Source organism: Alloalcanivorax sp. C16-1 (assembly GCF_046507805.1).
In the GTDB taxonomy this organism is placed as follows: domain Bacteria; phylum Pseudomonadota; class Gammaproteobacteria; order Pseudomonadales; family Alcanivoracaceae; genus Alloalcanivorax.
Genome location: NZ_JBKFTK010000001.1, coordinates 1,167,634 through 1,191,780 on the forward strand (window position 1 = coordinate 1,167,634; position 24,147 = coordinate 1,191,780).

The 24,147-nt window shown below is 65.6% G+C and carries 23 protein-coding genes; 12 read left to right on the plus strand and 11 right to left on the minus strand.

All coding sequences use genetic code 11. The features are described from left to right. Positions 1-38: 38 nt before the first annotated feature. From polA to ACLD0W_RS05580, 5 genes are all read left to right on the plus strand, one after another. Positions 39-2,780, plus strand: coding sequence for a DNA polymerase I (polA, locus tag ACLD0W_RS05560; protein ID WP_410306486.1), 2,742 nt, complete (start codon positions 39-41; stop codon positions 2,778-2,780). 14 nt (positions 2,781-2,794) lie between these two features. Next, positions 2,795-3,301 (plus strand): hypothetical protein, encoded by a 507-nt coding sequence (locus tag ACLD0W_RS05565; protein ID WP_410306487.1) that lies wholly within the window; start codon positions 2,795-2,797, stop codon positions 3,299-3,301. 15 nt (positions 3,302-3,316) lie between these two features. After that, the gene (gene tmpT, locus ACLD0W_RS05570) at positions 3,317-3,970 is read left to right on the plus strand and encodes a thiopurine S-methyltransferase (RefSeq protein WP_410306488.1); all 654 of its coding nucleotides are present in this window, start codon (positions 3,317-3,319) and stop codon (positions 3,968-3,970) included. A gap of 112 nt (positions 3,971-4,082) precedes the next feature. Continuing rightward, on the plus strand, positions 4,083-4,472 hold the full coding sequence (locus ACLD0W_RS05575) for a DUF3775 domain-containing protein (protein WP_410306489.1): 390 nt from the start codon (positions 4,083-4,085) through the stop codon (positions 4,470-4,472). Positions 4,473-4,604: 132 nt separating this feature from the next. Further along, positions 4,605-6,701, plus strand: coding sequence for a VIT and vWA domain-containing protein (locus ACLD0W_RS05580; protein WP_410306490.1), 2,097 nt, complete (start codon positions 4,605-4,607; stop codon positions 6,699-6,701). On the opposite strand, the gene ACLD0W_RS05585 is transcribed toward ACLD0W_RS05580, so the two are convergent. From ACLD0W_RS05585 to ACLD0W_RS05595, 3 genes are all read right to left on the minus strand, one after another. Continuing rightward, complete coding sequence (locus tag ACLD0W_RS05585; protein ID WP_410306491.1) at positions 6,670-7,938, minus strand: type II toxin-antitoxin system HipA family toxin; 1,269 nt, start codon at positions 7,936-7,938, stop codon at positions 6,670-6,672. The genes ACLD0W_RS05580 and ACLD0W_RS05585 overlap by 32 nt on opposite strands. After that, on the minus strand, positions 7,935-8,177 hold the full coding sequence (locus tag ACLD0W_RS05590; protein WP_410306492.1) for a helix-turn-helix transcriptional regulator: 243 nt from the start codon (positions 8,175-8,177) through the stop codon (positions 7,935-7,937). Before ACLD0W_RS05590 ends, ACLD0W_RS05585 begins: the two co-directional genes overlap by 4 nt. A 134-nt stretch (positions 8,178-8,311) precedes the next feature. Beyond that, positions 8,312-8,992, minus strand: a complete 681-nt coding sequence (locus ACLD0W_RS05595; RefSeq protein ID WP_410306493.1) for an SDR family oxidoreductase — start codon at positions 8,990-8,992, stop codon at positions 8,312-8,314. Positions 8,993-9,203: 211 nt separating this feature from the next. Between ACLD0W_RS05595 and ACLD0W_RS05600 the strand changes: the two genes are divergently transcribed. Both ACLD0W_RS05600 and ACLD0W_RS05605 read left to right on the plus strand, forming a co-directional pair. Beyond that, positions 9,204-9,677 carry a peroxiredoxin gene (locus ACLD0W_RS05600; protein ID WP_410306494.1) on the plus strand — a complete coding sequence of 158 codons (474 nt, stop codon included), beginning with the start codon at positions 9,204-9,206 and terminating at the stop codon, positions 9,675-9,677. A gap of 398 nt (positions 9,678-10,075) precedes the next feature. Further along, positions 10,076-12,076 (plus strand): hypothetical protein, encoded by a 2,001-nt coding sequence (locus ACLD0W_RS05605; RefSeq protein WP_410306495.1) that lies wholly within the window; start codon positions 10,076-10,078, stop codon positions 12,074-12,076. Between the two features lie 97 nt (positions 12,077-12,173). Here the strand turns inward: ACLD0W_RS05605 and ACLD0W_RS05610 are convergent, their stop codons facing one another. Further along, positions 12,174-12,551, minus strand: coding sequence for a DUF3301 domain-containing protein (locus ACLD0W_RS05610; protein WP_410306496.1), 378 nt, complete (start codon positions 12,549-12,551; stop codon positions 12,174-12,176). 266 nt (positions 12,552-12,817) lie between these two features. On the opposite strand from ACLD0W_RS05610, the gene ACLD0W_RS05615 reads away from it, so the two are divergent. Beyond that, on the plus strand, positions 12,818-14,275 hold the full coding sequence (locus ACLD0W_RS05615) for a catalase (protein WP_410306497.1): 1,458 nt from the start codon (positions 12,818-12,820) through the stop codon (positions 14,273-14,275). Positions 14,276-14,335: 60 nt separating this feature from the next. On the opposite strand, the gene ACLD0W_RS05620 is transcribed toward ACLD0W_RS05615, so the two are convergent. After that, the gene (locus ACLD0W_RS05620) at positions 14,336-15,097 is read right to left on the minus strand and encodes an ABC transporter permease (protein ID WP_410306810.1); all 762 of its coding nucleotides are present in this window, start codon (positions 15,095-15,097) and stop codon (positions 14,336-14,338) included. Beyond that, positions 15,097-16,035 carry an ABC transporter ATP-binding protein gene (locus tag ACLD0W_RS05625; RefSeq protein WP_410306498.1) on the minus strand — a complete coding sequence of 313 codons (939 nt, stop codon included), beginning with the start codon at positions 16,033-16,035 and terminating at the stop codon, positions 15,097-15,099. Before ACLD0W_RS05625 ends, ACLD0W_RS05620 begins: the two co-directional genes overlap by 1 nt. Before the next feature lie 120 nt (positions 16,036-16,155). Here ACLD0W_RS05625 and soxR point away from each other — a divergent pair, with 120 nt between their 5' ends. Further along, positions 16,156-16,626, plus strand: coding sequence for a redox-sensitive transcriptional activator SoxR (soxR, locus tag ACLD0W_RS05630; protein ID WP_410306499.1), 471 nt, complete (start codon positions 16,156-16,158; stop codon positions 16,624-16,626). Between the two features lie 96 nt (positions 16,627-16,722). After that, positions 16,723-17,157, plus strand: coding sequence for a hemerythrin domain-containing protein (locus tag ACLD0W_RS05635; RefSeq protein WP_410306500.1), 435 nt, complete (start codon positions 16,723-16,725; stop codon positions 17,155-17,157). 31 nt (positions 17,158-17,188) lie between these two features. On the opposite strand, the gene ligD is transcribed toward ACLD0W_RS05635, so the two are convergent. Continuing rightward, positions 17,189-18,109 (minus strand): non-homologous end-joining DNA ligase, encoded by a 921-nt coding sequence (gene ligD, locus ACLD0W_RS05640; protein ID WP_410306501.1) that lies wholly within the window; start codon positions 18,107-18,109, stop codon positions 17,189-17,191. After that, positions 18,102-18,698, minus strand: a complete 597-nt coding sequence (locus ACLD0W_RS05645) for a DNA polymerase ligase N-terminal domain-containing protein (RefSeq protein WP_410306502.1) — start codon at positions 18,696-18,698, stop codon at positions 18,102-18,104. Before ACLD0W_RS05645 ends, ligD begins: the two co-directional genes overlap by 8 nt. A 158-nt stretch (positions 18,699-18,856) precedes the next feature. Here ACLD0W_RS05645 and ACLD0W_RS05650 point away from each other — a divergent pair, with 158 nt between their 5' ends. Next, on the plus strand, positions 18,857-19,687 hold the full coding sequence (locus ACLD0W_RS05650) for an HAD family hydrolase (RefSeq protein ID WP_410306503.1): 831 nt from the start codon (positions 18,857-18,859) through the stop codon (positions 19,685-19,687). 23 nt (positions 19,688-19,710) lie between these two features. Here the strand turns inward: ACLD0W_RS05650 and ACLD0W_RS05655 are convergent, their stop codons facing one another. Both ACLD0W_RS05655 and ACLD0W_RS05660 read right to left on the minus strand, forming a co-directional pair. After that, positions 19,711-20,703 (minus strand): TerC family protein, encoded by a 993-nt coding sequence (locus ACLD0W_RS05655; protein ID WP_410306504.1) that lies wholly within the window; start codon positions 20,701-20,703, stop codon positions 19,711-19,713. 206 nt (positions 20,704-20,909) lie between these two features. Next, positions 20,910-21,662 (minus strand): SDR family NAD(P)-dependent oxidoreductase, encoded by a 753-nt coding sequence (locus ACLD0W_RS05660; RefSeq protein ID WP_410306505.1) that lies wholly within the window; start codon positions 21,660-21,662, stop codon positions 20,910-20,912. 152 nt (positions 21,663-21,814) lie between these two features. Here ACLD0W_RS05660 and ACLD0W_RS05665 point away from each other — a divergent pair, with 152 nt between their 5' ends. Then, on the plus strand, positions 21,815-23,245 hold the full coding sequence (locus ACLD0W_RS05665) for an amidase (RefSeq protein ID WP_410306506.1): 1,431 nt from the start codon (positions 21,815-21,817) through the stop codon (positions 23,243-23,245). Here ACLD0W_RS05665 and mmsB read toward each other — a convergent pair whose 3' ends face one another. Then, positions 23,246-24,139, minus strand: a complete 894-nt coding sequence (mmsB, locus tag ACLD0W_RS05670; RefSeq protein ID WP_410306507.1) for a 3-hydroxyisobutyrate dehydrogenase — start codon at positions 24,137-24,139, stop codon at positions 23,246-23,248. Positions 24,140-24,147: the final 8 nt, after the last annotated feature.

Below are 24,147 nucleotides of genomic sequence, written 5' to 3' on the forward strand. Positions count from 1 at the left end.
ACTATGTCCTCCCGAACACGCTCCGACCAAGGACCCCCATGGCCGACCGCAAACCGATCATTCTTGTCGACGGTTCCTCCTACCTGTACCGCGCCTTCCACGCCCTGCCGCCGCTGACCACCTCCGACGGCCGGCCCACCGGCGCGGTGCGCGGCGTGGCCGCCATGCTGCGCAAGCTGATCAAGGACTATGACCCGGAGTACATGGCGGTGGTGTTCGACGCCAAGGGCAAGACCTTCCGCGACGAACTGTTCGAGCAGTACAAGGCCAACCGCCCGCCCATGCCCGACGACCTGCGTGCCCAGGTGCAGCCGCTGCACGACCTGATCCGCGCCATGGGCCTGCCACTGATCATCGAGGACGGGGTGGAGGCGGACGACGTGATCGGCACCTTCGCCCGGGTGTTCAGCGCCGAGAACAAGGCGGTGCTGATCTCCACCGGTGACAAGGACATGGCCCAGCTGGTCAACCCGCACGTCACCCTGATCAACACCATGAACGACGCCCTCTACGACATCGAAGGCGTACAGAAAAAATTCGGCGTCGGCCCGGAACTGATCATCGATTTCCTGGCACTGATGGGCGACAAGGTGGACAACATCCCCGGCGTGCCCGGCGTCGGCGAGAAAACCGCCCTGGCCCTGCTCACCGGCCTGGGCTCGCTGCAAAACATCTACGACAACCTGGATAAAGTGGCGGAGCTGGAATTCCGGGGCGCCAAGACCATGGGCAAGAAACTGGAGGAGCACCGGGACCAGGCGTTTCTTTCCTATCAGCTGGCCACCATCAAGGTGGACTGCGAACTCCACGAAGGTCTGGATGAACTCAAGCTGCGCCCGCCGGAAGTGGAAAAGCTCGCCGAATACTACCGCGACCTGGAATTCAAAGGCTGGCTGGTGGAGCTGCTGGACGGCCAGGACCCGGCCGCCGACGGCGCCGTGGACCTGAGCCCGGAGCAACCCATCGCCCGCGACAGCTACGAAATGGTGCTCGATGAAGCGCACCTCGATGCCTGGGTGGAGAAGCTGCGGGCGGTGGCGTTGTTCGCCTTCGACACCGAGACCACCAGCCTCAACTACATGGACGCCGCCCTGGTGGGCGTCAGCGTCGCCACCGCCGCCGGCGAAGCCGCCTACATCCCCTTCGGCCACGACTACGCCGGTGCCCCGGAGCAGCTGCCCGAGGCCCTGGTACTGGAAAAACTCAAGCCGCTGCTGGAAGACGAGGCGGTGAAAAAAGTGGGCCAGAATCTGAAGTACGACATGAGCGTGCTGGCCAACGCCGGCATCACCCTGCGCGGCGTTCAGTTCGACACCATGCTGGAATCCTATGTGCTGGACTCGGTGGCCACCCGCCACGACATGGATTCCCTGGCGCTCAAATACCTGGGCCACAAAACCGTCAGCTTCGAGGAGATCGCCGGCAAGGGCGCCAAGCAGCTTACCTTCAATCAGGTGGGCCTGGACGAAGCCGCCGAATACGCCGCGGAAGACGCCGACATCACCCTGCGCCTGCACCAGACCCTGTGGCCGCAACTGGAAGGCATCGACGGCCTGAAAAAAGTGTTCGAGGACATCGAGCTGCCGCTGCTGCCGGTGCTCAGCCGCATCGAACGCAACGGCACCTACGTGGACGCCGATATGCTGCGCAAGCAAAGCCAGTCCCTGGCCAAGCGCATGATGGAATTACAGGAAGAAGCCTACAAAGTCGCCGGTCAGGAATTCAATCTGGGGTCGCCCAAGCAACTGGGCGAAATCCTCTACGAAAAACTGGACATTCCGGTGATCAAGAAAACCCCCAAGGGCGCGCCCTCCACCGCCGAGGCGGTGCTGCAGGAACTGGCCCTGGACGGCCACGCCCTGCCGGAAGTGATCATGCAGTACCGGGGTGTCTCCAAACTCAAGAACACCTACACCGACAAGCTGCCGGAACTGATCAACCGCCGCACCGGCCGCGTGCACACCTCCTATCACCAGGCGGTGGCCGCCACCGGCCGGCTGTCGTCCAGCGACCCGAACCTGCAGAACATTCCGGTGCGCAGCGAAGAGGGCCGCAAGATCCGGCTCGCCTTCTCGGCGCCTGAAGGTCGCAAGATCGTGGCCTGCGACTACTCGCAGATCGAGCTGCGCATCATGGCGCACCTGTCCGGTGACGAAGGCCTGCTGCACGCCTTCGCCAATAATCTGGACATTCACCGCGCCACCGCCGCGGAAGTCTGGGACAAGGACCTGGACCAGGTCTCCGACAACGAACGCCGCAACGCCAAGGCCATCAACTTCGGCCTGATCTACGGCATGAGCGCCTTCGGCCTGGCCCGCCAGCTCGGCATCCCCCGTGGCGAAGCCCAGCAATACATCGACCGCTACTTCGACCGCTACCCGGGCGTGAAACGCTACATGGACCGCACCCGCGCCGACGCCGCCGAAAACGGCTACGTGGAAACCCTGTTCGGCCGCCGCCTCTACCTGCCGGAAATCAAAAGCAGCAACGGCCAGCGCCGCCAGGCCGCCGAACGCACCGCCATCAACGCGCCCATGCAGGGCACCGCCGCGGACATCATCAAGAAAGCCATGGTCGACGTGGACGCCTGGCTCACCGACAGCGACTTCGACGCCCTGATGATCATGCAGGTCCACGACGAACTGGTGTTCGAAGTGGCGGAAGGCCAGGTGGACGCCCTGATCCGGGAAGTGAAACAACGCATGGAAGCCGCCGCCGACCTGAAGGTGCCGCTGATCGTGGACGTGGGCATCGGTGACAACTGGGAAGAAGCACACTAAAAAGGAAACCGTTTATGGGCCAGGCAGCCGGCGCGCGCGTACCGTCCCCCAAAACCCTGAACCTGCTGTGGTTCGTGACCCTGTCCGCGCCCATGTTCATCGGCGTGGCCCTGTGGCTGGCGGTACGGTTCGGGGCCTTCCTGCCCGTCGCCGAGCTGCTGCCCCAGGAAACCCTCTGGCAGCTGTCGCTGGGGGCCATGGCCCTGACTCTGCTGATGGCGCGTCCGCTGCGCAACCTGATCATGAAACCGGAAGCGGTGGCCCGCCGCTCGCTGGCCGGTCGCGTGGCGCCGGAGGGCCCGGCGGCCCTGGCCGCGGTCAAAACCCAGACCTCCATGTTCGCGTTTCTGGGAATGCTGGACGCGGTGGCGTTCATGATCGTGGCGCTCAGTTTTATGCACGCCGACGCCGCCCTGGGCCTGCTCAACGGCGTTTATACCCTGGTGCTGGCGGTGGTGGCGAAACCGGATTTTTCCCATCTTCTGCAACAGACCGAGCAGATTCTGCGGCGCGGCCAGTGAGCCCGGGAGGCAAACATGGAAAAGCAATTCTGGCGGGAAAGATGGCAGAACCAGGAGCTGGGCTGGCACCTGCCGTTCGTTAACCCGGTGCTCAAACGCAACCTGCCGGCCCTCAATCCGGCCCCCGGCGCCCGGGTGTTCGTGCCGCTGTGCGGCAAGACCCTGGACATCCGCTGGCTGCTGGAACAGGGCTTCAAGGTGGTGGGCGCGGAACTGAGCGAACGGGCGGTGCGGGAGCTGTTCGAGGAACTCGGATTCGAGCCCGAGGTAACGTCCTGGGACGGCGGCCACCGCTGGCGCCACGGCGACCTGACCGTGTTCCAGGGCGACCTGTTCGCGCTCACCGCCGCCGACCCGGGCCCGGTTGACCGGGTTTACGACCGCGCCGCCCTGGTGGCGCTGCCGGAAGCGCTGCGCGCCCGCTACGCCCCCCACGTCGCCACCCTCACCGGCAACGCCCCGCAACTGCTGATCAGCTTCGAATACGACCCGGCCGAAATGGACGGCCCGCCGTTCCCGGTGCGGCCCGACGAGATCCAGCGGCTGTACGGCGACCGCTATACCCTGGAAGAGCTGTCCCGCCAGGATGTGATCGACAGCCAGGACCGCTTCAAGGACGCCGGCGTCACCGCCTTCGTGCAGGTCGCCTGGAAACTCCTTCCACACTGAGACCCTCTTTTACGTCCTTCACCTTGTGATCCCGGCCGGGCATGCCACCCTTTTCCTATACAGAGAACGCCGGCCGCGGCCGGCGGTAACCGACCCGGAGAAGGAGAATCCCATGCTCAATGTGAGCGGCGAGACCGTGTGCCGGCTGGTGGAGTTGGCCCAGGCGTTCCAGTCCCAGGAAGCCATTATTCTGCCGGACGACGGCAGCAATCCCATCGACCAGCCCGGCGACGCGCCGATGCCGGCCACCGGTGCCGGTGAGCCTTCCCAGGCTGAGTTCCGCACCATCATCGCCGACCTGGAGCCGGACCAGCAGACCGAGGTGGTGGCGCTGATGTGGCTGGGGCGCGGCGATTTCCAGGAAGACGATTGGGAGGGCGCCCTGCGGCTGGCCCGGGACGAGTGGACCCCGGAGACCGCGGACTACCTGCTCGGTCACCCGTTGCTGGCGGAGTATCTGGTGGAGGGGCTGGCGGTATTCGGGTTGAGCTGCGATCTCTGAGCCGCCGTGCGCGGCGCTATTGAACACCCCCGGAAAAGTCTTGTTAATGAACAGCGTTTAATAATCCGGCGCTTCTCCTGTATCTATTGAACGGCGTTTAAAGGACGTTCCAATAAGAGACAGGAGAACGACATGACTTCCCTGATTTGCCGAAGCCGCTGGCTGGCCGGCGCGCTGATGCTGGCGCTGGCCGCCACCGGTGCCCGGGCGGCCGGGCTGATGACCCCCACGGACGGCGGCCTGCCGCCGCTCTCGCTGAACCAGCAACACGTCACCGTGGACGTGGAAGACGGGTACGCCATCACCGAGGTGGAGCAGGTTTTCCACAATCCCCACGACCGCGATCTGGAGGCCCATTACCGCTTCCCGGTGCCGGAGAAGGGCAGCGTGGCGGAATTCACCGTCTGGATCGACGGCAAGCCGGTGGTGGGTGAGGTACTGGAGAAGCAGAAGGCCCGCCAGGTCTACGAGCAGGAGAAGGCGGCCGGCCGGGAGGCCGGTCTGACCGAGCAGGACGGCTACAAAGCTTTCGATGTACAGGTGAGCCCGGTGCGGGCCGGCCAGGACACCCGCGTGCGGTTGGTGTACATGCAGCCGGTGGACGAGGACACCGGCGTGGGCCGCTATCTGTACCCGTTGGAAGAGGGCGGGGTGGACCAGCGCCAGCTGGATTTCTGGACCGCCAACGAACGGGTCGAGGAGCATTTCACCTTTACCCTGAATCTGCGTACCGGTTATCCGGTGGCGGCGGTGCGGGTGCCGGACCAGCCCGGCGCGGCGGTGACGCAAACCAGCCCCACCCAGTGGCGGGTGGTACTGGATAACCGGGCCGGCGGTCAGCCGCACGGCGACAACCAGGGTGGCGGCGAAGCGGAACGCCCGGGTACCACCGGCGGGCAGCCGGCGTTCCAGCTGAACCAGGACATCGCGGTGTACTGGCGTTACCCGCCGGACCTGCCCGGCAGCGTGGACCTGGTGGCCTACAAGGCGCCGGGCAGCGACCGGGGCACCTTCATGATGAGCCTGACCCCCGGCGATGACCTGCCGGCGGTGACCGGCGGCCGCGACTGGGTGTTCGTGCTCGACGTGTCCGGCTCCATGGCCGGCAAGCTGGCGACCCTGGCGGACGGCGTCGGCAAGGCCCTGGGCCGGCTGCAACCGGAGGACCGCTTCCGCATCGTGCTGTTCAACGACGGCGCCCGGGAGCTGACCTCCGGCTTCGTGGCGGTGACCCCGGAGGCGGTGAGTGACTACGTGAACCGCGTGGCGACGCTGCAATCCAGCGGCGGCACCAACCTCTACGACGGTCTGAAAACCGGTCTGAAGTCCCTGGACACGGACCGCCCCACCGGCATCGCCCTGGTCACCGACGGGGTGGCCAACGTGGGCGTCACCGAGCAGAAACGCTTTCTGGAATTGCTGGACCGTTATGACGTGCGGCTGTTCACTTTCATCATGGGCAACAGCGCCAACCGGCCGCTGCTCACGGCCCTCACCGACGCCAGCAACGGCTTCGCCCTGAGCGTCTCCAACAGCGACGACATCGTCGGCCGGCTGATGCAGGCCACCGGCAAGCTCACCCACCGGGCCATGAACGACGTGACCCTGGACATCGACGGCGTGAAAACCGCCGATCTGACCCCCGGGCGCCTCGGCACGATCTACCGGGGCGGGCGCATCGTGGTGCTGGGCCATTACTGGGGCGACGGTCCGGCGGACGTGACCCTGAGCGCCAAGGTGGGCGGCGAAACCCGCCGCTATCAAACCCGCTTCCCGTTCCCCGCCGAGGGCGGCGCCAACCCGGAACTGGAACGGCTGTGGGCCTATGCCACCATCCAGGACCTGCAGCGCCAGCGCGACAATTTCGGCGCCGACGCGGACCTGGAGGAGGGCATCACCGACCTGGCCCTGGAATACGGCCTGGTCACCGACTACACCTCCATGGTGGTGCTGCGTGAGGAAATGTTCGAGAAATACGGCATCGACCGCCGTAACGCGGACCGCCGCGACCTGGAAAAACTGGCCAAGGCGCAACGGGAGTCGCAAGCCCCGGCGTCCCACCGCGCCGACCAGGGCCAGCCCATGTTCCAGCAAGCGCGCCCGTCCATGGGCGGTGGTGGGGGCGGCAGCGGCGGTGCCCTCGGCCCCTGGTCACTGCTGCCGTTCCTGATCCTGTTCGCGGCCGGTCTGCTGCGCGCTAGGCGAGCCAGTTCTGTCTCGCGCGTTTAACCTGCTGCTTGATCACCGCCTTGGCCTTATCCAGTTCGTGGCCGAGGCGGTGTTGTTCAATAAAGGCTTGATGCAGGTCGTCCAGATGGGCTTCCAGGTGCGTCACCTGGATCTTGATAAGCCGTTGAACCCGTTTGGGCGCCATACCGAGCTGTCTTGCGAATGCCGCCCAATGGGTGTGGTGCAGATTGCCGGGGTCGATCTGTTTGCCCACCGGCAACGCCAGTTTATGGCTGACCTGGTCGATGGCAAGTGTACAAACCAGATCGTAGAAAGGCGCCAGTGTCCATACCCCTTCGCCTTCTGATAGCAGGGACAGGTTCTTGATATGGCCGTCCGCGTTACCCGCCAGTGCATTGAAGATTTGCCATTGGGCCAGCGCCTGTAGATCCGCAGCCGGCTGCCGGCAATGGTTTTTTATAATTGTCGCCAGCGGGGCAAAGCCGCCGTCGTTGAGGTCGTACTTCTGTCGGTGTGAAAGCCCTTGGGCCTGGCAGAAGTCTTCCTGATGCAGACGCCGTACCCTTCCGGGTTGCACATGGCGATCATAGCGCTCCGCCAGCGACGCAATATGCTCGCCGATTTTTACCAGTTTCACCGGTGCCACCGGCAAGCCCAGTTGCGCTGCAATATGTGTGGTATAGATTTCCAGCAAGGGAACCTGCTTCAGATCCCGAACCGGCAGCTTGAGAATGTGCGTGGACGGCGCGTTGCCTTCAGGCAGATCGAAACACCAGCCGCCTTCGCCGGTCGGAGTGGCCAGGACCGGTATCTTATCCTGTGCCCCGGCAAGAGAAAGGCGCGGCGCGGTATCGCCGTCCAGCCAGGCCGAGCGGCCCTGTTCGATGGCGGTGATCAAGGTTGATTCGTCGAGAACCCGCGACGTTTTTGGAGCATCTTCCGTGGCCGGCGACTCTTGCGAGGGCAGCAACTGCAACGCGCCGGCGCAATCGCCGCCCAGCTTTGCCAACAGGGAAAGATCGTCGTCGGCGACGGCCAATTGCCGGACCAGTCGGTCCCTGGCGTTGCCTTCGGGCAGCAGATTGGCGAAAAAATGGTGACCCCGAAGATCGGGGGGCAGGAAATCTCCGGTCTCATTCAAAGGCAGACTGCAGGAAATCGCCCAGCCGTGAGACAGCCAATCCCCGCCATAAAGAAAGGCCATCCGCCCCGCGCCGCTGTCCAGGAGGCGACCGACCAGACGGCCCTGATACCAGACATTGAGGTCGCGGCTCATGGCCGGACACCTCGTGGTATGGCGAAAAGATCCAGGCCGAGCAACCGGGTGATACGAAAGGTCAGCTCCAGTCGGGCGGTAGGCTTGCCGCGCTCCAACTCCGACACGAAACGCGGACCGACCCCGGCGATTTCCGCCAAATCCACCTGAGTCAGGCCTTGGGCTTTGCGTGCCGCTCTAATGCGAGCGCCCAATTCGTTCGCGCTTTCCACGACGTAGGGTGAGAGGGAGGGCGACATTGTTTGCTCCGGATATTCCTGATCGGGAATATTATGGTCAAAAAAGAGCCGCCACCCAAGAAAAATTACCGAACGGGAAGAATTTAAGCGTCAGCGCTTGGCAGGTACATAATCTTCCCGATCGGTATCATCGCTTACCAGGGCAGCACGCTGCCGTCGGAGTGCCAGAAGGTGCCGGTGTTGTCCAGGTTCAGCTCGTCCATGCGCTGCACCAGGCGGTGGGCGGCCTGCTCGGCGGTGATGTCGCCGTTGTTGCCGGTCATGTCGGTTTTCACGAAGCCCGGGTGCAGGATCGCCACCGGGATGCCCTGGTCCTTCAGGTCCACGGCCAGGGATTTGCCGGCGGCGTTGAGGCCGGCCTTGCTGACCCGGTAACCGTAGCGACCGCCGGAGTCGTTGTCCTCGATGGACCCCATGCGCGAGGTCATCAGGCCCACCCGGCTGCCCTCGCGCATATTGTCGAGCAGCGCGTGGGTGACGCGCAACGGGCCCAGGGTGTTCACCTCGAACTGCTGGCGCATGGTGTCCAGGTTCAGGTCATCCAGGGTCTCGTTTTCCATCATGCCGGCGTTGTTGTAGAGCACGTCCACCGGGGTGTCGCCCAGTTCCTTCTTGAGCGCCGCCACATCCTGGTCCTTGCTCACGTCGTAGCCTTCCAGCACGCGGATGCCCAGGTCGTGCAGATCCTCGCGGCCTTCCCGGGTGGCCGAGCTACGACACACGGCGATCACCTGGTTGCCGCGTTCCTTCCACAGCCGTGCCATGTGATAGCCGATACCGCGATTGGCGCCGGTAATGACGATGGTCTGACTCATGACGAATCTCCTTCTTCGTGTCAGTGGATGGTCTTGATCGACGTTGCTGGCCATCCAGCCTGGGGACCCGCGCCGGCGGGATCAAACCGGCGGCGGCAATGGCAACACTCTTTTACGTTGCCGGTGTCCTGGATGGGTACCGTTGCGCTCGGCGCCGTGCCGCCGGGTCTGGTACATTCGAGGTCCTTTTCAACACCCACAGGATACGATCATGACCATTGCCGTAGGCGACAAGCTGCCCGACGTCACCATCAAGACCAACGGCGCCAAAGGCCCCGAGGACCTGTCCACCGGCGACTTCTTCAAAGGCCGCAAGGTGGTGTTGTTCGCGGTGCCGGGCGCGTTCACGCCGGGCTGTTCCAACACCCACATGCCGGGCTTCGTGGTGAACGCGGACGAGATTCTTGAGAAAGCCGACGCCATCGGCTGCATGGCGGTGAACGACGCCTTCGTGATGGGCGCCTGGCAGGAAAACCAGAATGCCGAAAAGATCACCATGCTGGCCGACGGCAACGCCGAGTTCACCAAGGCGCTGGGGCTGGAACTGGACGCCAGTGGCGCCGGCCTGGGCATCCGCAGCAAGCGCTTCGCGCTGATCGCCAACGATGGCGTGGTGGAATACCTGGGCGTGGACGCCAAGGGCGTGGAGGAAAGCAGCGCCGAGACCGTGCTCAAGCACCTCTGAGGCCACCGGCCCGTGCCACGCGCGGGACTTTACGGGGCGCGCCGGCCAGCAGGCCGGTGCGCCCCGGTTTATTTCGGGTTGTCTTTTTGCGACACGCGGCGGGTGCTGGCCACCCATGCGCGCATAGCATGCTTTTGGTTATAAATAACAAGACATTCAGCACATTCCGCTCTTTTGGCCCGTCCGGAACGTAAAAGATCACGAATTCGTTACAGGCCGCACACATTCTGAAGCGCCCCGGTTGCGTTTGAGTGCTGCCGTAACAGCTCTTAAAGCAAGGCCGACATTTTTTCATTGCCACCCTTTGTACATTCCATCTGTGCACTGCCGCCCTTCGATTCCGGTTGTGGGGGGAGGGGGCAGCGACTGATGCGGATAAAACTCAAGGAGGGTGGATCATGTTCCGGTCCCTGGCGAAAACACTGGTATTGATGATGATGTTGGCGGCGCTGGCCGCCTGTGGCGGCGGCGGTGGCAGCAGCGGCGGCCCGTCCGGCAATGGCGGCGCGGAAACGCCGAACAACCCGGATAACCCCGGCGATCCGGATGAACCCGGCAACCCGGACAACCCGGGTGACCCGGACGATCCGGATAACCCGGACGAACCCGGTAACCCCGGTGACGACATGGACGACGAGGAGCGTGAAGCGACCCTCGGCCTGATCGACACCAACAACCATTTCACCGCTTCCGTATGCCCGAGCACCGTGCTGAACGTACCGCTGGGCAACGCCATCGACGTGGTGACCTGTGAAAACGAAGCGCTCACCAACATTTCCCTGGGCAATGACAACCTGCTCGGCCTGGTGTGCGCCGATACGGTGGCCGGCACCGACACCGCCCTGGTGGAAAGCCTGTCCGACGTGGAATTCCTGCCCAACTGCGTGATGGAAAGCACCGTTTACCTGCGCGACACCATCACCGGCCTGCTGGACGGCACCAGCCCGATCACCCAGGAACTGTGCCCGGACGCGGACAACCCGGTGCTGTGCGTGGTGGACGTGCTGAAAACCACCCCGGACACCCTGCAGAGCGCACTCACCGTGCTGGGCTGCGAGGACGCGCTGAATCCGCAGACCTGTCTCACCGGCGTGGCCAATAATCTGGCCAGCGGCGAACTGCTGATCGGCACCCTGAACACCCTGTCCACCGCGGTCTGCCCGGTGGCCTCCAACGCCGGCGACTTCAACCCGCAGGACTGCCTCACCGAAGTGCTCACCGGCGTGGGCAGCGTGCTCAACGTGGCCGGCCTGCCGGGCGTGGGCGAAATCTGTGGCGATCAGGCGGACCCGCTGACCTGTCTGTTGGAAGCCGGCGACCTGCTGTCCCCGGTGACCGACGCCCTGGGCGGCGTGCCGGTGGTGGGCGAGCTGGTGAACAGCCTGCTGGGCGCCATCGAAAGCGATCCGGGCAACCTGGACCTGCTGGAAACCCTGCCGCAATTGCTGGCCGGCATCCCGGTGGTGGGTGACCTGATCGGCGAGGCGCTGGAAAACGGCGGCGGCGAAGACGCCAACCCGCTGTTCGCCCTGCTGGAACAACTGCAAGGTCTGCCGGAGATGGTGGCCGAAGTGCCGGTGCTGGGCGACCTGCTCAACGGCCTGGCCGGTGGCGACGCCGGTGGCCTGCCCCTGGATGCCCTGGACCTGGAAGCCCTGTCCGAAGCACTGACCAGTGGCGACCTGTCACAACTGAGCGCGCCGGTGCAGGAAGTGCTGGACCAGGTGCCGGTACTGGGCCCGCTGGTGGGTCAGCTGCTGGGCGCCGTGAACTGCGAATCCGGTGACCCGCTGCAGTGCCTGACCTCCGCCAGTGACCAGCTTGGCCAGTTCTCCGACCTGCTCGGCGAAGTGCCGGTGCTGGGTGACCTGCTCAACCCGCTGATCGGCACCCTGATGGGCGCGGTCGAGGGGGGTGAAGGCGGCGACCCGCTGGCCAACCTGACCGGCGCGCTGGACCAGCTGCCGGTGGCCGGTGAGCTGCTCAACGAAGTGCTGGGCACCCTGCTGGGCGGCGAAGGCGGTGTCGACCCGAGCAACCCGGGCGACCTGCTCAACCCGGCTCTGGGCCTGCTTGATGAAGTACCGGTGCTCGGCGACCTGACCAACGAACTGCTCGGCGGCCTGCTCAGCGGCGGCCCCCTGGACGGCGAAGCCGGCCTGGAAAATCTGCTCGGCGGTCTGCTCGATCAGGACTTCGCGCTGATCCCGGCGGTGGGCGATCTGCTGGAACAGATTCCCGCCCTGGGCGAACCGCTGGTGATGGTGCTGGACACCGTGGCCGGCGACGACGGTCTGCTGGAAAGCATCCTGGCCCCGGTGGCCGACGTGCTGGAAGGCATCCCCGGCCTGGGCGATCTGCTCGGCGGTCTGCTGGACGGTCTGTTCGGCTGGACCTGAGCGCACCTCTTTTCTTCCGTAAGTGCCAGTGCCCCGGCTTTGCCGGGGCTTTTTTTTGAGGACGTTGTACCGGTGTCGCCGGGCTGATCTTGTGGGGTCAGTGCAGCTGATCCGGTTCCCGGGTGAAGCGGTGCGGTGGCAGCACCACGCGCTGAACCCGCTCGCCGAGCATTTCCGTTTCGCCCTTGTAACGCTCGCCGCCGGTGACCGTGAACTCGAACTCATAGAGGCGCCAAAGGCGCAACCGGCCGCCGTGGTCCCGGCGCAGCCGCAGGCGGCGCAGACCCACGGTCTGGTCCAGCAACAGCACCTCCTCGCGCTCGCAGTGCCGGCGGGTCACGCGCAGGGCGGTCTCGCGGATGCGCTGGGCCCGCCAGAACAGGGCCGCGCCGAGCACCAGGGCGGCCAGCAGCAGAAGGTCGGTGAGAGCGAGGTTCAAAGCCAGGGTCTTCGTTCCGTTCAAAGGTCCGGTCATGGTAAGCGGCGCCGCGCCGGTTGGCCATCGGCGCCGGCCAGCCCGCCGTTTCACGCCGGCGTCACGGAGCGCCATCGCCCTTCCATCAATTTTTGTAAAGTTCGCCCACCGGTGTCTATCCGTGGTGGCCGCACCCTGCGACTGTAACGGCAAAGAGCGACGGTATCGGAGCGGGCCCCCAACCCCTGGGAGCGCGCCTTGACCGTTTTTTCGTTCCGCGCCGCCTGACGACGCCGGCCCGCGGACACCAGGAGGGAGAGCCAGCAATGAGCGACAATCGCAAGCCAACCACCACCGATGCCGGGATTCCGGTCGCCAGCGATGAACATTCCCTGTCGGTCGGGCCCGACGGCCCGATCGTCCTGCACGATCATTATCTGATGGAGCAGATGGCGGCGTTCAACCGGGAGATGATTCCGGACCGCCAGCCCCACGCCAAGGGCGGCGGCGCCTTCGGTCATTTCCAGGTGACCCAGGACGTGAGCCGATACACCAAGGCGGATTTTTTGCAGACGGGCAAGAAGACCGACGTGCTGATTCGCTTCTCCACCGTGGCCGGCGAGGCCGGCAGCCCGGATACCTGGCGTGACCCGCGCGGTTTCGCGGTGAAGTTCTACACCGAGCAGGGCAACTTCGACATGGTGGGCAACAACACGCCGGTGTTCTTTGTCCGCGATCCGATGAAGTTTCAGCACTTCATCCATTCCCAGAAACGCCGGGCCGACAATGGTCTGCGTGACAATGACATGCAGTGGGATTTCTGGACCAACGCGCCGGAGTCCGCCCACCAGGTCACCTGGCTGATGGGCGACCGGGGCGTGCCCGCCACCTGGCGGCACATGAACGGCTACTCCAGCCACACCTACATGTGGGTGAACGAGGGCGGTGAGCGGTTCTGGGTGAAGTACCACTTCAAAACCGACCAGGGCATCAAGTGCATGACCCAGGAACAGGCCGACGAGATGGCCGGCAGCGACGCCGATTACCATCGCCGTGATCTGTTCCAGGCGATCAAACGCGGTGAGCACCCCAGCTGGACCCTGCACGTGCAGATCATGCCGTTCGAGGACGCCAAGACCTACCGCATCAATCCGTTCGACCTGACCAAGGTGTGGCCCCACGACGATTACCCGCTGCACGAAGTGGGCAAGCTGACCCTGGATCGCAACCCCAGCGATTTCCACAGCGAGATCGAGCAGGCCGCCTTCGAACCCAATAACTTCGTGCCGGGCACCGGCCTGTCGCCGGACAAGATGCTGCTGGCGCGGGCCATTTCCTACGCGGATGCGCACCGTGCCCGGCTGGGCGTGAACTATCGTCAGATTCCGGTCAACGAACCCAAGTGTCCGGTGCACAGCTACAGCAAGGGCGGCGCCATGCGCATGCGTAACGCCAGCGATCCGGTCTACGCCCTGAACTCCAAGGGTGGTCCGGCGGCGGACCCGGAACGTTACCCGGAGCAGGCGGTGTGGGCCGCAGACGGCGAGTTCGTGCGCGCCGCCTACACACTGCGCCCGGACGACGGCGACTTCAACCAGGCCAATGATCTGGTCAACAAGGTGATGGACGACGCCGCCCGCGACCGGCTGGTGAACAACGTGGCCGGCCACGTGCTGGACGGCGTGGAAGAGCCGGTGCTGTCCCGGGTGTTCGAATACTGGCGCAACGTGGACGAAACCATCGGCAAGCGCATCGAGGAAAAGGTGCGCGCCGAGAAGAAGTAAGCGACCTGTTCAGCCACGCACCGAACACCGCGCCCGGCCGGGCGCGGTGTGACGGCGGGCTCAGGTCCGCAGCCGGTAGCCGGTTTTGAAGATCCAGGTGATCAGCCCCACGCACACCAGCATGAACACCAGCGTCATGCCCAGGCTGACCGCCACATGCACGTCGGCCACGCCGTAGAAACTCCAGCGAAAGCCACTCACCAGGTACACCACCGGATTGAACAGGGTCACCGTCTGCCACACCGGCGGCAGCATGTTCACCGAGTAAAAAGTCCCGCCCAGAAACGTCAGCGGTGTCACGATCATCATCGGTATGATCTGCAGTTTTTCAAAGCCGTCCGCCCACACCCCGATAATGAAACCGAACAGGCTGAAGGTCACCGCGGTGAGCGCCAGAAAGCCGATCATGGCGAACGGATGGGCGATGCTGAAGTCCACGAACAGCCTTGACGTCGCCAGAATCAAAAGCCCGAGGATGATCGATTTACTGGCCGCCGCGCCCACATAGCCCAAGACGATTTCCAACGGCGAAATCGGTGCCGACAGCACCTCGTAGATGGTACCGGTGAACTTGGGCATGTAGATGCCGAACGAAGCGTTGGAAATGCTCTCGTTGAGCAACATCAGCATGATCAGCCCGGGAATGATAAAGGCGCCGTAGCTGATGCCGTCGATCTCCACCATCCGCGAGCCGATCGCCGAGCCGAACACCACGAAATAAAGCGACGTGGAAATCACCGGCGAGGCGATGCTCTGCAAAAGAGTGCGCCAGGTGCGTGCCATCTCGAACAGGTAGATGGCCTTTACGCCATGAAGATTCATCATTGCTCTCCCGTGCGACGGTGGTGGACCAGGTCCACGAAAATATCTTCCAGCGAGCTCTCGCGGGTACGCAGGTCACGGAACTCGATACCCTGCTCGGCCAGGCGTCGCAGCAGGCCGGCCACGTCGGCCTGATCGTGGCGGGCGTCGAAGCCGTACACCAGCTCGTGGCCGTCGCCCTCCAGCACCAGATTCAGATCCGCCAGGCCCGCGGGCACGCTGTCCAGGGGCGCGGCCAGTTGCAGCCGCAGTTCCTTGCGGCCCAGTTTTTCCATCAGGGTGCGGGTGTGCTCCACCAGAATGATCTCGCCGCCGCTGATCACGCCGACCCGGTCGGCCATTTCCTCCGCCTCCTCGATATAGTGAGTGGTGAGGATAATGGTCACGCCCCGCTCGCGCAGGCCGCGCACCAGATTCCACATGTCCCGGCGCAACTCCACGTCGACGCCGGCGGTGGGCTCGTCGAGAAACAGAATGTCCGGTTCGTGGGCCAGTGCCTTGGCGATCATCACCCGGCGTTTCATGCCGCCGGACAGCGCCATGATCTTGTCCTTGCGCTTGTCCCACAGGGAAAGGTCACGCAGCACCTTTTCCACGTAGGCCGGATTGGCCGGCTTGCCGAACAGACCACGGCTGAAATTCACCGTGGCCCAGACCGTCTCGAACGCGTCGGTGGACAGCTCCTGGGGCACCAGCCCGATGCGCGAACGGGCCGCCCGGTAATCGCGCCGAATGTCGCACCCGTCCACGACCACCGTGCCCGGTCCCGGGTTGACGATGCCGCAGACGATGCTGATCAAGGTGGTTTTGCCGGCGCCGTTCGGCCCCAGCAGCGCGAAGATCTCGCCCTTGCGGATGTGCAGGTTCACATCGCGCAGGGCGGTGAAACCGGACTCGTAGGTCTTGCTGAGTCCGTCGATGGCGATGATGTCGGACACGAAGGCTCCTTGCTGGAAACGGCGGCGCGAACCGCGAAAACGCCATTCTACGACTTGTGCCGGGGAAAAGGGGAAGGCAGCATAAAAGCTCAACCAAGCTTAAGGTCAATAGAGGTAATCATGGACCCGGTACCCTCCATCGATATTGGCAAGGCCCTGACCGTGGGCGAGGTGGCCAGACGCAGCGGCGTGGCGGTGTCCGCGCTGCATTTTTATGAACGCAAGGGCCTGATCAAAAGTCACCGCAGCGCCGGCAACCAGCGCCGCTACCACCGGGATGTGCTGCGCCGCGTGGCGGTGATCAAGGTGGCGCAGCGCATCGGTATTCCGCTGGCGGAGGTGGCGGGCGCGCTGGCGTCGCTGCCGTCCGGGCGCAGCCCCACCGCCCGGGACTGGTCGCGCCTGTCGGCGCGCTGGCGGCAGGATCTGGATGGGCGCATCCTCCATCTGAGCCAGCTGCGTGACCAGCTCGACGACTGCATCGGCTGCGGTTGTCTGTCGCTCACCGCCTGCCGGCTGCGCAACCCCGGCGACACCCTGGCGGAAACCGGTGCCGGGGCGCGCCGCTGGGAGGGCGACGGAGAAGGGTAAATTCCGGTAAAGCACCGGCGGCAAACTTCCGGTTTGGCGGTAAGGTGTAATACCCCCAAGGAACCACCGGAACGCAAGATCAAGGAGAGCCCGACCATGAATCTGTTCGAAGCGCTGCGCCAGGACCACGACACCCAGCGGACCCTGTTGGACCTGCTGGTCAAAACCCACGGCGACAGTGAAGGCCGTGAAGAGCTGTTCGCCAAGGTGAAGCAGGAACTCACCGCCCACGCCGCCGCCGAGGAGCGGGCCCTGTACGTGCCGATGATGGAGCAGGACCTGACCCAGGAAAAAGCCCGCCACAGCGTGGCCGAACACCATGAGATCGATGAACTGGTGGAGGAGCTGGAAAGCACCGACTTCAGCTCACCGGGCTGGCTGGCCACCGCCAAAAAGTTGAAGGAACTGGTCACCCACCATCTGGATGAAGAAGAACAGGAAGTGTTCCAGCTTGCCGGCCGCGCGCTGAACGAGCAGGACAAGACGCGCCTGGCCGGTACCTACCGGGAGGAGATGGCGGCCGCCAAATAACGCCGCCGGTGAGCCTGGCGTGGGGCCGGGGTCAGCCCTGCTCCCACGCTTCCAGGGCCGCCTCCAGTTTGCCGATGTCCGCCGCCGCGCGGTCCATCTCCGCCCAGGGGTCGTGCTTCTGCCCCAGGCGGCGGAAGGCGTTCTGCAGAGTGTAACGGCGCGGGCCAATGGCGCTATCGTTCACCTCGTCCCAATCCAGCGGCATGGCCACCGGCGCGCCCGGTTTGGCGCGCACCGCGTAGGGCGCCACCGCGGTCTGGCCGAAGGCGTTGCGCATGATGTCCAGATAAAGCCGACCCCGGCGCTTGTTCTTGCGCTGCTCGGTGGTCAGCGCGTCCGGGTGGCGCGTGGCCAGATGATCGGCCAGCCGCCGGCACGCCCGGCGCACCCGATCAAAATCGGCGCTCGGTTCAAGCGGCGCCACCACGTGCAGGCCCCGGGAGCCGGTGGTCTTCACGAACGGTGTCAGCCCCGCCTCGCGCAGGGCGTCGCCCACCTGATGGGCGGCCCGGCGCACCGGCGCGAAATCATCGTCGGGCGGGTCCAGGTCGAACACCAGCCGGTCCGGATGGTGCGGCCGGGCGGCCTGGCTCAACCAGGCGTGCAGCGTCAGCGTGGCCTGGCCGGCGAGATACACCAGATCCGCGGCCCGCTCGCAAAAGATGTGCGTCACCTCGCCGGTGTCGCCGCCGTGGTCGATGCGCCGCGCCGGCAACCAGTCCGGGAAATAGTCGCCGCGATTCTGCTGGTAGAAACCGCTCTCGCCGATGCCGTCGGGAAAACGGTGCAGGGTCAGCGCCCGGCCGCGCAGGTGGGGCAGCATCAGCGGCGCCACCCGCTGGTAGTAATCGGCCAGATCCGCCTTGGTCAGGCCGTCGTCCGGGAACAGCACCTTGTCCGGGTGGGAGAGGGCGATGTGTTCGCCGTCCACCTTCAGCACCGCATCATTCATGGCCGGCCGCCTTCTCGTCGCGGGCGATGCGCGCCAGAGTGCGGCCACTCTTCGCCGACCGGTTCTGGGTCGAGGTGGGATTGCGGCGGGCGTCGGCATGTTCGTCGTTCATTTTGATCAACAGCCATTGGGGCTTGTCGCCGTCGCGGAACCGCTTCAGGGCGTAGCCGCCTTGCAGTTTTTCGCCGTCCAGCCAGACCTCCAGCAGGCCCTCCCGCCAGGCGTCGGCCATGCTTACCGGCGGGTCCTTGTCGGCGCGCAGATTGCGGTACCCGCCCCGGTCCCAGACCATCACGGTGCCGGCGCCGTAGTGGCCCTCCGGGATCACGCCCTCGAAGTCCGCGTAGTCCAGGGGGTGGTCCTCCACCTGCACCGCCAGACGCTTGTCCCGGGGATCGGTGGACGGCCCCTTGGGCACCGCCCAGGATTTCAGGGTGCCGCCGAAGGCCAGCCGGAAATCGTAATGCAGCCGGCTGGCGTCGTGTTTCTGGATCACGAAAACGGGCCGCGTGTCCTCGCCACCGGAGGGTTCGCGGCTGGCATCCAGGTTCCGTTTGCGGCGGTAGTCGCCGAGCGTGTCCTTACTCATGACCAATGGTGCCTCCCGGTCCAGGGCGGAATCTCCAGCATAGCGCCGGCGCGGCGAGGGAATCAGCGGCCAAGCGTAAAAAATTTTCAATCCCGCGCGCCGCCCGCCGGTTTGCGTTAAGGTCATTCGAGTGAGGGACAGCGAGGAGACGCGCTACCGTGAGCATTCTGCAACTGCCCCATGCGCCGCCGTCGGCGGTGCTGATCGACTGGCACGCCACCCTGGTGGACACCCACGACGCCATGTACCACGCCGTGGACGACGTGCTGCCGCGCCTGGAGGAGCTGGGCCTGTGGGACCGGCTGCTGGAACCGGAAGCGTCCAAGACCCTGGAGGACGCCAAGCTGGTCAAGTACGTCCGCGAGCATCACAAGCTGCACCCCAAGATCACCGCCCAGCGCAAGATTTCGCGCACCGATATTTTCGAGGTGCTGTTCGGCGCCGACGGCGACGCCAAGCGGCGCGTCCATCAGGCGTTCGACGCCTGCTACAAGAATTACGTGGACGAGGTCCACCCGCTGGAGCCGGACATTCGCCCGCAGCTGGAGCGGCTGCGCGCCGCCGGTGTGCCGGTGGGGGTGATCTCCAACCGCAAACGGGATTTCTTCGAGCATGAGCTGCGCATCGTCGACGGCACCGGCTGGGAAGATCTGTTTGATGTCACCGTGTGCGGGGACGACGTGGAGAACCGCAAGCCGGCGCCGGACATGCTGCTCAAGGCCCTCGACCAGCTGGGTCTGACGCCCGGGGAACATTGCTGGTACGCCGGCGACAGCACCACCGACGTGATCGCCGCCAAGGACGCCGGCGTCACCGCCATCTTCTACAACGGCGCCCATTGGTCGCAAAGCTGGCTGGACAAAATCTTCCCCGGCACCGTCAGCCACCCGCACCGGCCGGACGCGGTGGTGGAGAGCATTGGCGGGCTGACCCGGCTGGCCCGGCGCATGCTGGCCAATGGCAAACGGGTGGAACGGGCGCGGGCCTGAGCCGGCCCCCGCCGTCTGTTTGTCTAGAGCCGCGCGTTGCGGTCCTGGAAGCCGCTGTGAATCAGGCTGGCCACCGTGGTCACCACCAGCACCCCGAGAATGATCGAGATCGACAGCCAGATCGGCACCTCCGGAATGCCGTGCAGCGGCTGGCCGCCGTTGATGAACGGCAGGCTGTTTTCGTGCAGTGCCTCCAGCACCAGCTTCACGCCGATAAAGCCGAGAATCGCCGACAGCCCCAGCCCCAGAAACACCAGTCGGTCGAGCAGCCCGCCGAGCAGAAAGTACAGCTGCAACAGACCGAGCAGGGCGAAGGCGTTGGTGGTGAACACGATGTAGGGCTCCTTGGTCAGGCCGTAGATGGCCGGAATGGAATCCAACGCGAACAGCACATCGGTGAAGCCCAGGGCCGCCACCGCGATGAACAACGGCGTCACCATCCAGCGACCGCCCTGGCGGGCGAACAACCGCTGGCCATGGTAGTCGTCGGTGGTCGGCAGCAGCCGTTGCAGCAGTCGAACGCCGGGCCCGGGCTTGTACCCCTCGTCCTCATCCTTGTTGAAAAACTCCCAGGTCAGATGGGCGGCGGTGTACAGCAGAAAGGCGCCGAAAATGTAGAACACCCAGCTGAACTGGGCGATGGCCGCCGCGCCCACGGCGATGAACAGGCCGCGCAGAATCAGCGCGATGGCGATGCCGATCAGCAGCGCCTTTTGCTGGTAGACCGGCGGCACCGCGAAGCGCGCCATGATGGTGACGAACACGAACAGGTTGTCCACCGACAGGCTCTTTTCGGTGACGAAGCCGGCGAAGTACTCGGCGCCGTGCTGATGCCCCCAGACCCACCAAAGGCCGGCGCCGAACAGCAGCGCGATGGCGATAAAGAACGCCGACCACCAGGCCGCTTCCTTGAAGGTGGGCTCGTGGGGTTTGCGCACATGGGCGACGAAGTCGAACAGGAACAGGGCGATGATGCCGGCGATGGTGGCCAGCCAGATCCAGACGGGAACGTGCACGGGAAAACCTCCGGGTTGATGATCGGATCACACCCGAAGGTCTCTCCCGCGCCCGGGGCGCTGCCCGCCGCCGGGGCCGTTGGGCCCGTGCTGACGACGGCGGGTCCGGCGACCGTGGTCGCCGGGGGATACTCCCCTTCAAGAGCCGCCATGGTGCCGTAAAGCGGACGGCCTGTTAAGCGGAATATTGCGCCCCGGGGCGGGGCTCAGGACAGAACCTGGCCGCCGTCCACCACCAGGGTCTGGCCGGTGATCCAACTGGCCAGATCGGAAGCCAGGAACAGCGCCACGTTGGCCACCTCCTCCGGGGTGCCGAGCCGCCCGAACGGAATGCCGCCGCGTATTCGCTGGTAGAGGTCCGGGTTGTGCTGGCGGGCCTGATCCCAGACGCCGCCGGGAAACTCGATGGACCCCGGCGCCAGGCCGTTGACGCGCACCCCGTGGGCCGCCATGGATACCGCCAGGCTGCCGGTGTAATGGGCCACCGCCGCCTTGATGGCGGCGTAGGGCGCGGTGCGGGTGGAGGCGTGCAGGGCGGCGATGGAGGCGATGTTGATGATCGAGGCCCCCGGCGTCTGTTTCAGATGGGACAGGCAATAGTGGGCGGCGCGCACGGTGCCCATCAGGTCCACTTCCACGCTGCGCATCCAGCCGTCCTCGTTGTCGTCGCGACCGAACGCGGAGGCGCAATTGACCAGCACGTCGACGCCGCCCAGTTCCGCCAGCGCGGCCTCCAGGTAGCTTTCCAGGGACGCTTTATCGCCGATGTCGCAGGGCGCGGTGTGCAGGGCCAGGCCGTCGCCGGCGGCGTCCTCGCGCAGCGAATCCAGGGCGGTCTGGCCGCGGGCGCACACCGACACCCGGGCGCCGGCCCGGGCAAAGCCCAGGGCGATGGCGCGGCCGATGCCCTTGCTGCCGCCGGCGACGATCACCCGCCGACCGTTGAAGTCGAAGTTCATCAGATCTCTCCCGTTCCAAGAAAGCCCGACTTTACCCCTAACCGGAACCGCCGGCAGCCCGGGATTGGCCCGTGCTGAATATGGCACCATGGTACATTCGTGTCGTTGCCGCTACAGAACAGCTGCCGCTACAGAACAACAGGAGGGCCATCATGGGCACCCCGATAAGCGATCCGCGCCGCCGCCTGCACGCCTTTACCGACGACGCCCTGGGCGATCACGATGCCACCGGCCTGGCCACGCTGATCGAACAGCGGGCGCTGAGCGCCGCCGAAGTGACCGAAGCCGCCATCGAGCGCATCGGCCGGGTCGACCCACAATTGCACGCCGTGGCCCTGGCGGCCTTCGAGCGGGGACGCGGCGAGGCCGCCCGGCCCGGCGGCGGCGCCTTCGCCGGCGTGCCGACCCTGATCAAGGACAACATCGACGTGGCCGGCCTGGCCACCGGCCACGGTTCGGCGGCGGTGCACACGCGGCCGGCGGAAAAAGACAGCGACTTCGCCCGCCAGTTTCTCGCCCAGGGTTTCACCCTGCTGGGCAAGAGCCGGCTGCCGGACTTCGGCTTCAGCGCCAGCACCGAATTCATGGACCAGCCGCCCACCTGCAACCCCTGGCACACCGGCTATTCCTCCGGCGCCTCCTCCGGCGGCGCCGCCGCCCTGGTGGCCGCCGGCGCGCTGCCCATCGCCCACGGCAATGACGGCGGCGGCTCGATCCGCATCCCCGCCGCCTGTTGCGGTCTGGTGGGGCTCAAGCCCACCCGCGGTCGGCTGGTGAAGTCGGAAGCCTCCCAGGCGCTGCCGGTGGACCTGATCAGCGAGGGCGTGCTGACCCGCAGCGTGCGCGACACCGCCCGCTTTTTCGCCGCCGCCGAGCGCTATTACCGCAACCCCAAACTGCCGGCCCTGGGCGAGGTCACCGGCCCCAGGCGGCGGCGCCTGAAAGTGGGGCTGGTGGTGGATTCCATCACCGGCAGCGCCACCGACCGGGATACCCGCGCGGCGGTGGAGGACACCGCCCGGTTGCTGGCGGACCTGGGCCACCACGTGGAAGAAGCGCCGATCCCGCTGAAGCCCTCGTTCATCGACGACTTCGTGACCTACTACGGGATGATGGCGTTCATGGTCAGCCGCTTCGGCGCCCGGCTGTTCGGGCCGGGCTTTCACGCGGAGCGGCTGGATGACCTGACCGTGGGGCTGGCCGGCTATTACCGGCGCCGCCTGTGGAAGACGCCGGCGGTGCTCTACCGTTTGCGCCGCACCTGGCAGGAGTACGCGGACAGCTTCCGCCACTACGACGTGGTGCTGTCGCCGGTGCTGGCGCGCACCGTACCGGAACTGGGTTATCTGAGCCCGACCCTGCCGTTCGAGACGCTGATCGACCGGCTGATCAAGTACGCCAGCTTCACGCCGGCCAACAACGCCTCCGGCAGTCCGGCGATCTCGTTGCCGCTGGGGGTCAGCGCCGAGGGGCTGCCCATCGGCGTGCAGCTGGCGGCGGTGCAGGGCGGCGAACGCACCCTGCTGGAATTGGCCTTCGAGCTGGAGGCCGCCCGTCCCTGGCGGCGCATTCAGGACGGTTGATCAGGCCCCGTCCTTGCGTTTGAACTGGGCCAGGATGCTGGAGAAGTCCTTGTTTCCGTAGCCCTGGTTGGCGTGGCTGGCGTAAAGGCTGCGCGCCAGCGCCCCCATGGGCGTGGCCGAGCGCGTGGCCAGGGCCGCCTCCAGGGCCAGGCCCAGATCCTTGTTCATCAGGTTGACGCCAAAGCCGCCGTCGTAGTTGTTCGACGCGGGCACGTTGGGCATCACACCCGGCCACGGATTGTAGACTTCCAGGGACCAGTTGCCGCCGGAACTGACGCGCATGATCTCGGACAGCACCTTCGGGTCCAGGCCATGGTCGGCGCCCATCTGCAGCGCTTCGGCGGTGCCGATCATGTGCACGGCGAGCAGCATGTTGTTGCAGATTTTCGCCACCTGGCCGGCCCCCGGCGGGCCGGCGCGCAACACGTTCTTGCCCATCACGTCGAGAATCGGCCGGGCCCGTTCCACCGCCTCTTCGCTGCCGCCACAAATGAACGTCAGGGTGCCGGCGCGGGCGCCGCCCACGCCGCCGGACACCGGCGCGTCGATCATTGCGAGACCGGTTTCGGCGGCGGCCTCCGCCACCCGCCGGCTGGTGGCCGCATCGATGGTGGAGCAGTCGATGATCAAGGCGTTCGGCTCAATACCCGGCAGGATGCCGTCGTCGCCCAGGTACAGGCCGATGACCGCCGCCGCCGAGGGCAGCATGCTGATCACCACTTCTGCGCCGGCCAGGGCGTCCGCCGGCGTGTCAGTGGTGTGCACGCCGCTTTCCTCGGCGGCCACCCGCAGGGCGGGCACCAGGTCGAAGGCGGTCACCTTGTGGCCGGCGGCGGCCAGGTTGGCGGCCATGGGGCCGCCCATGTTGCCGACGCCGAAAAAGCCGATCTTCATGTTCTTCT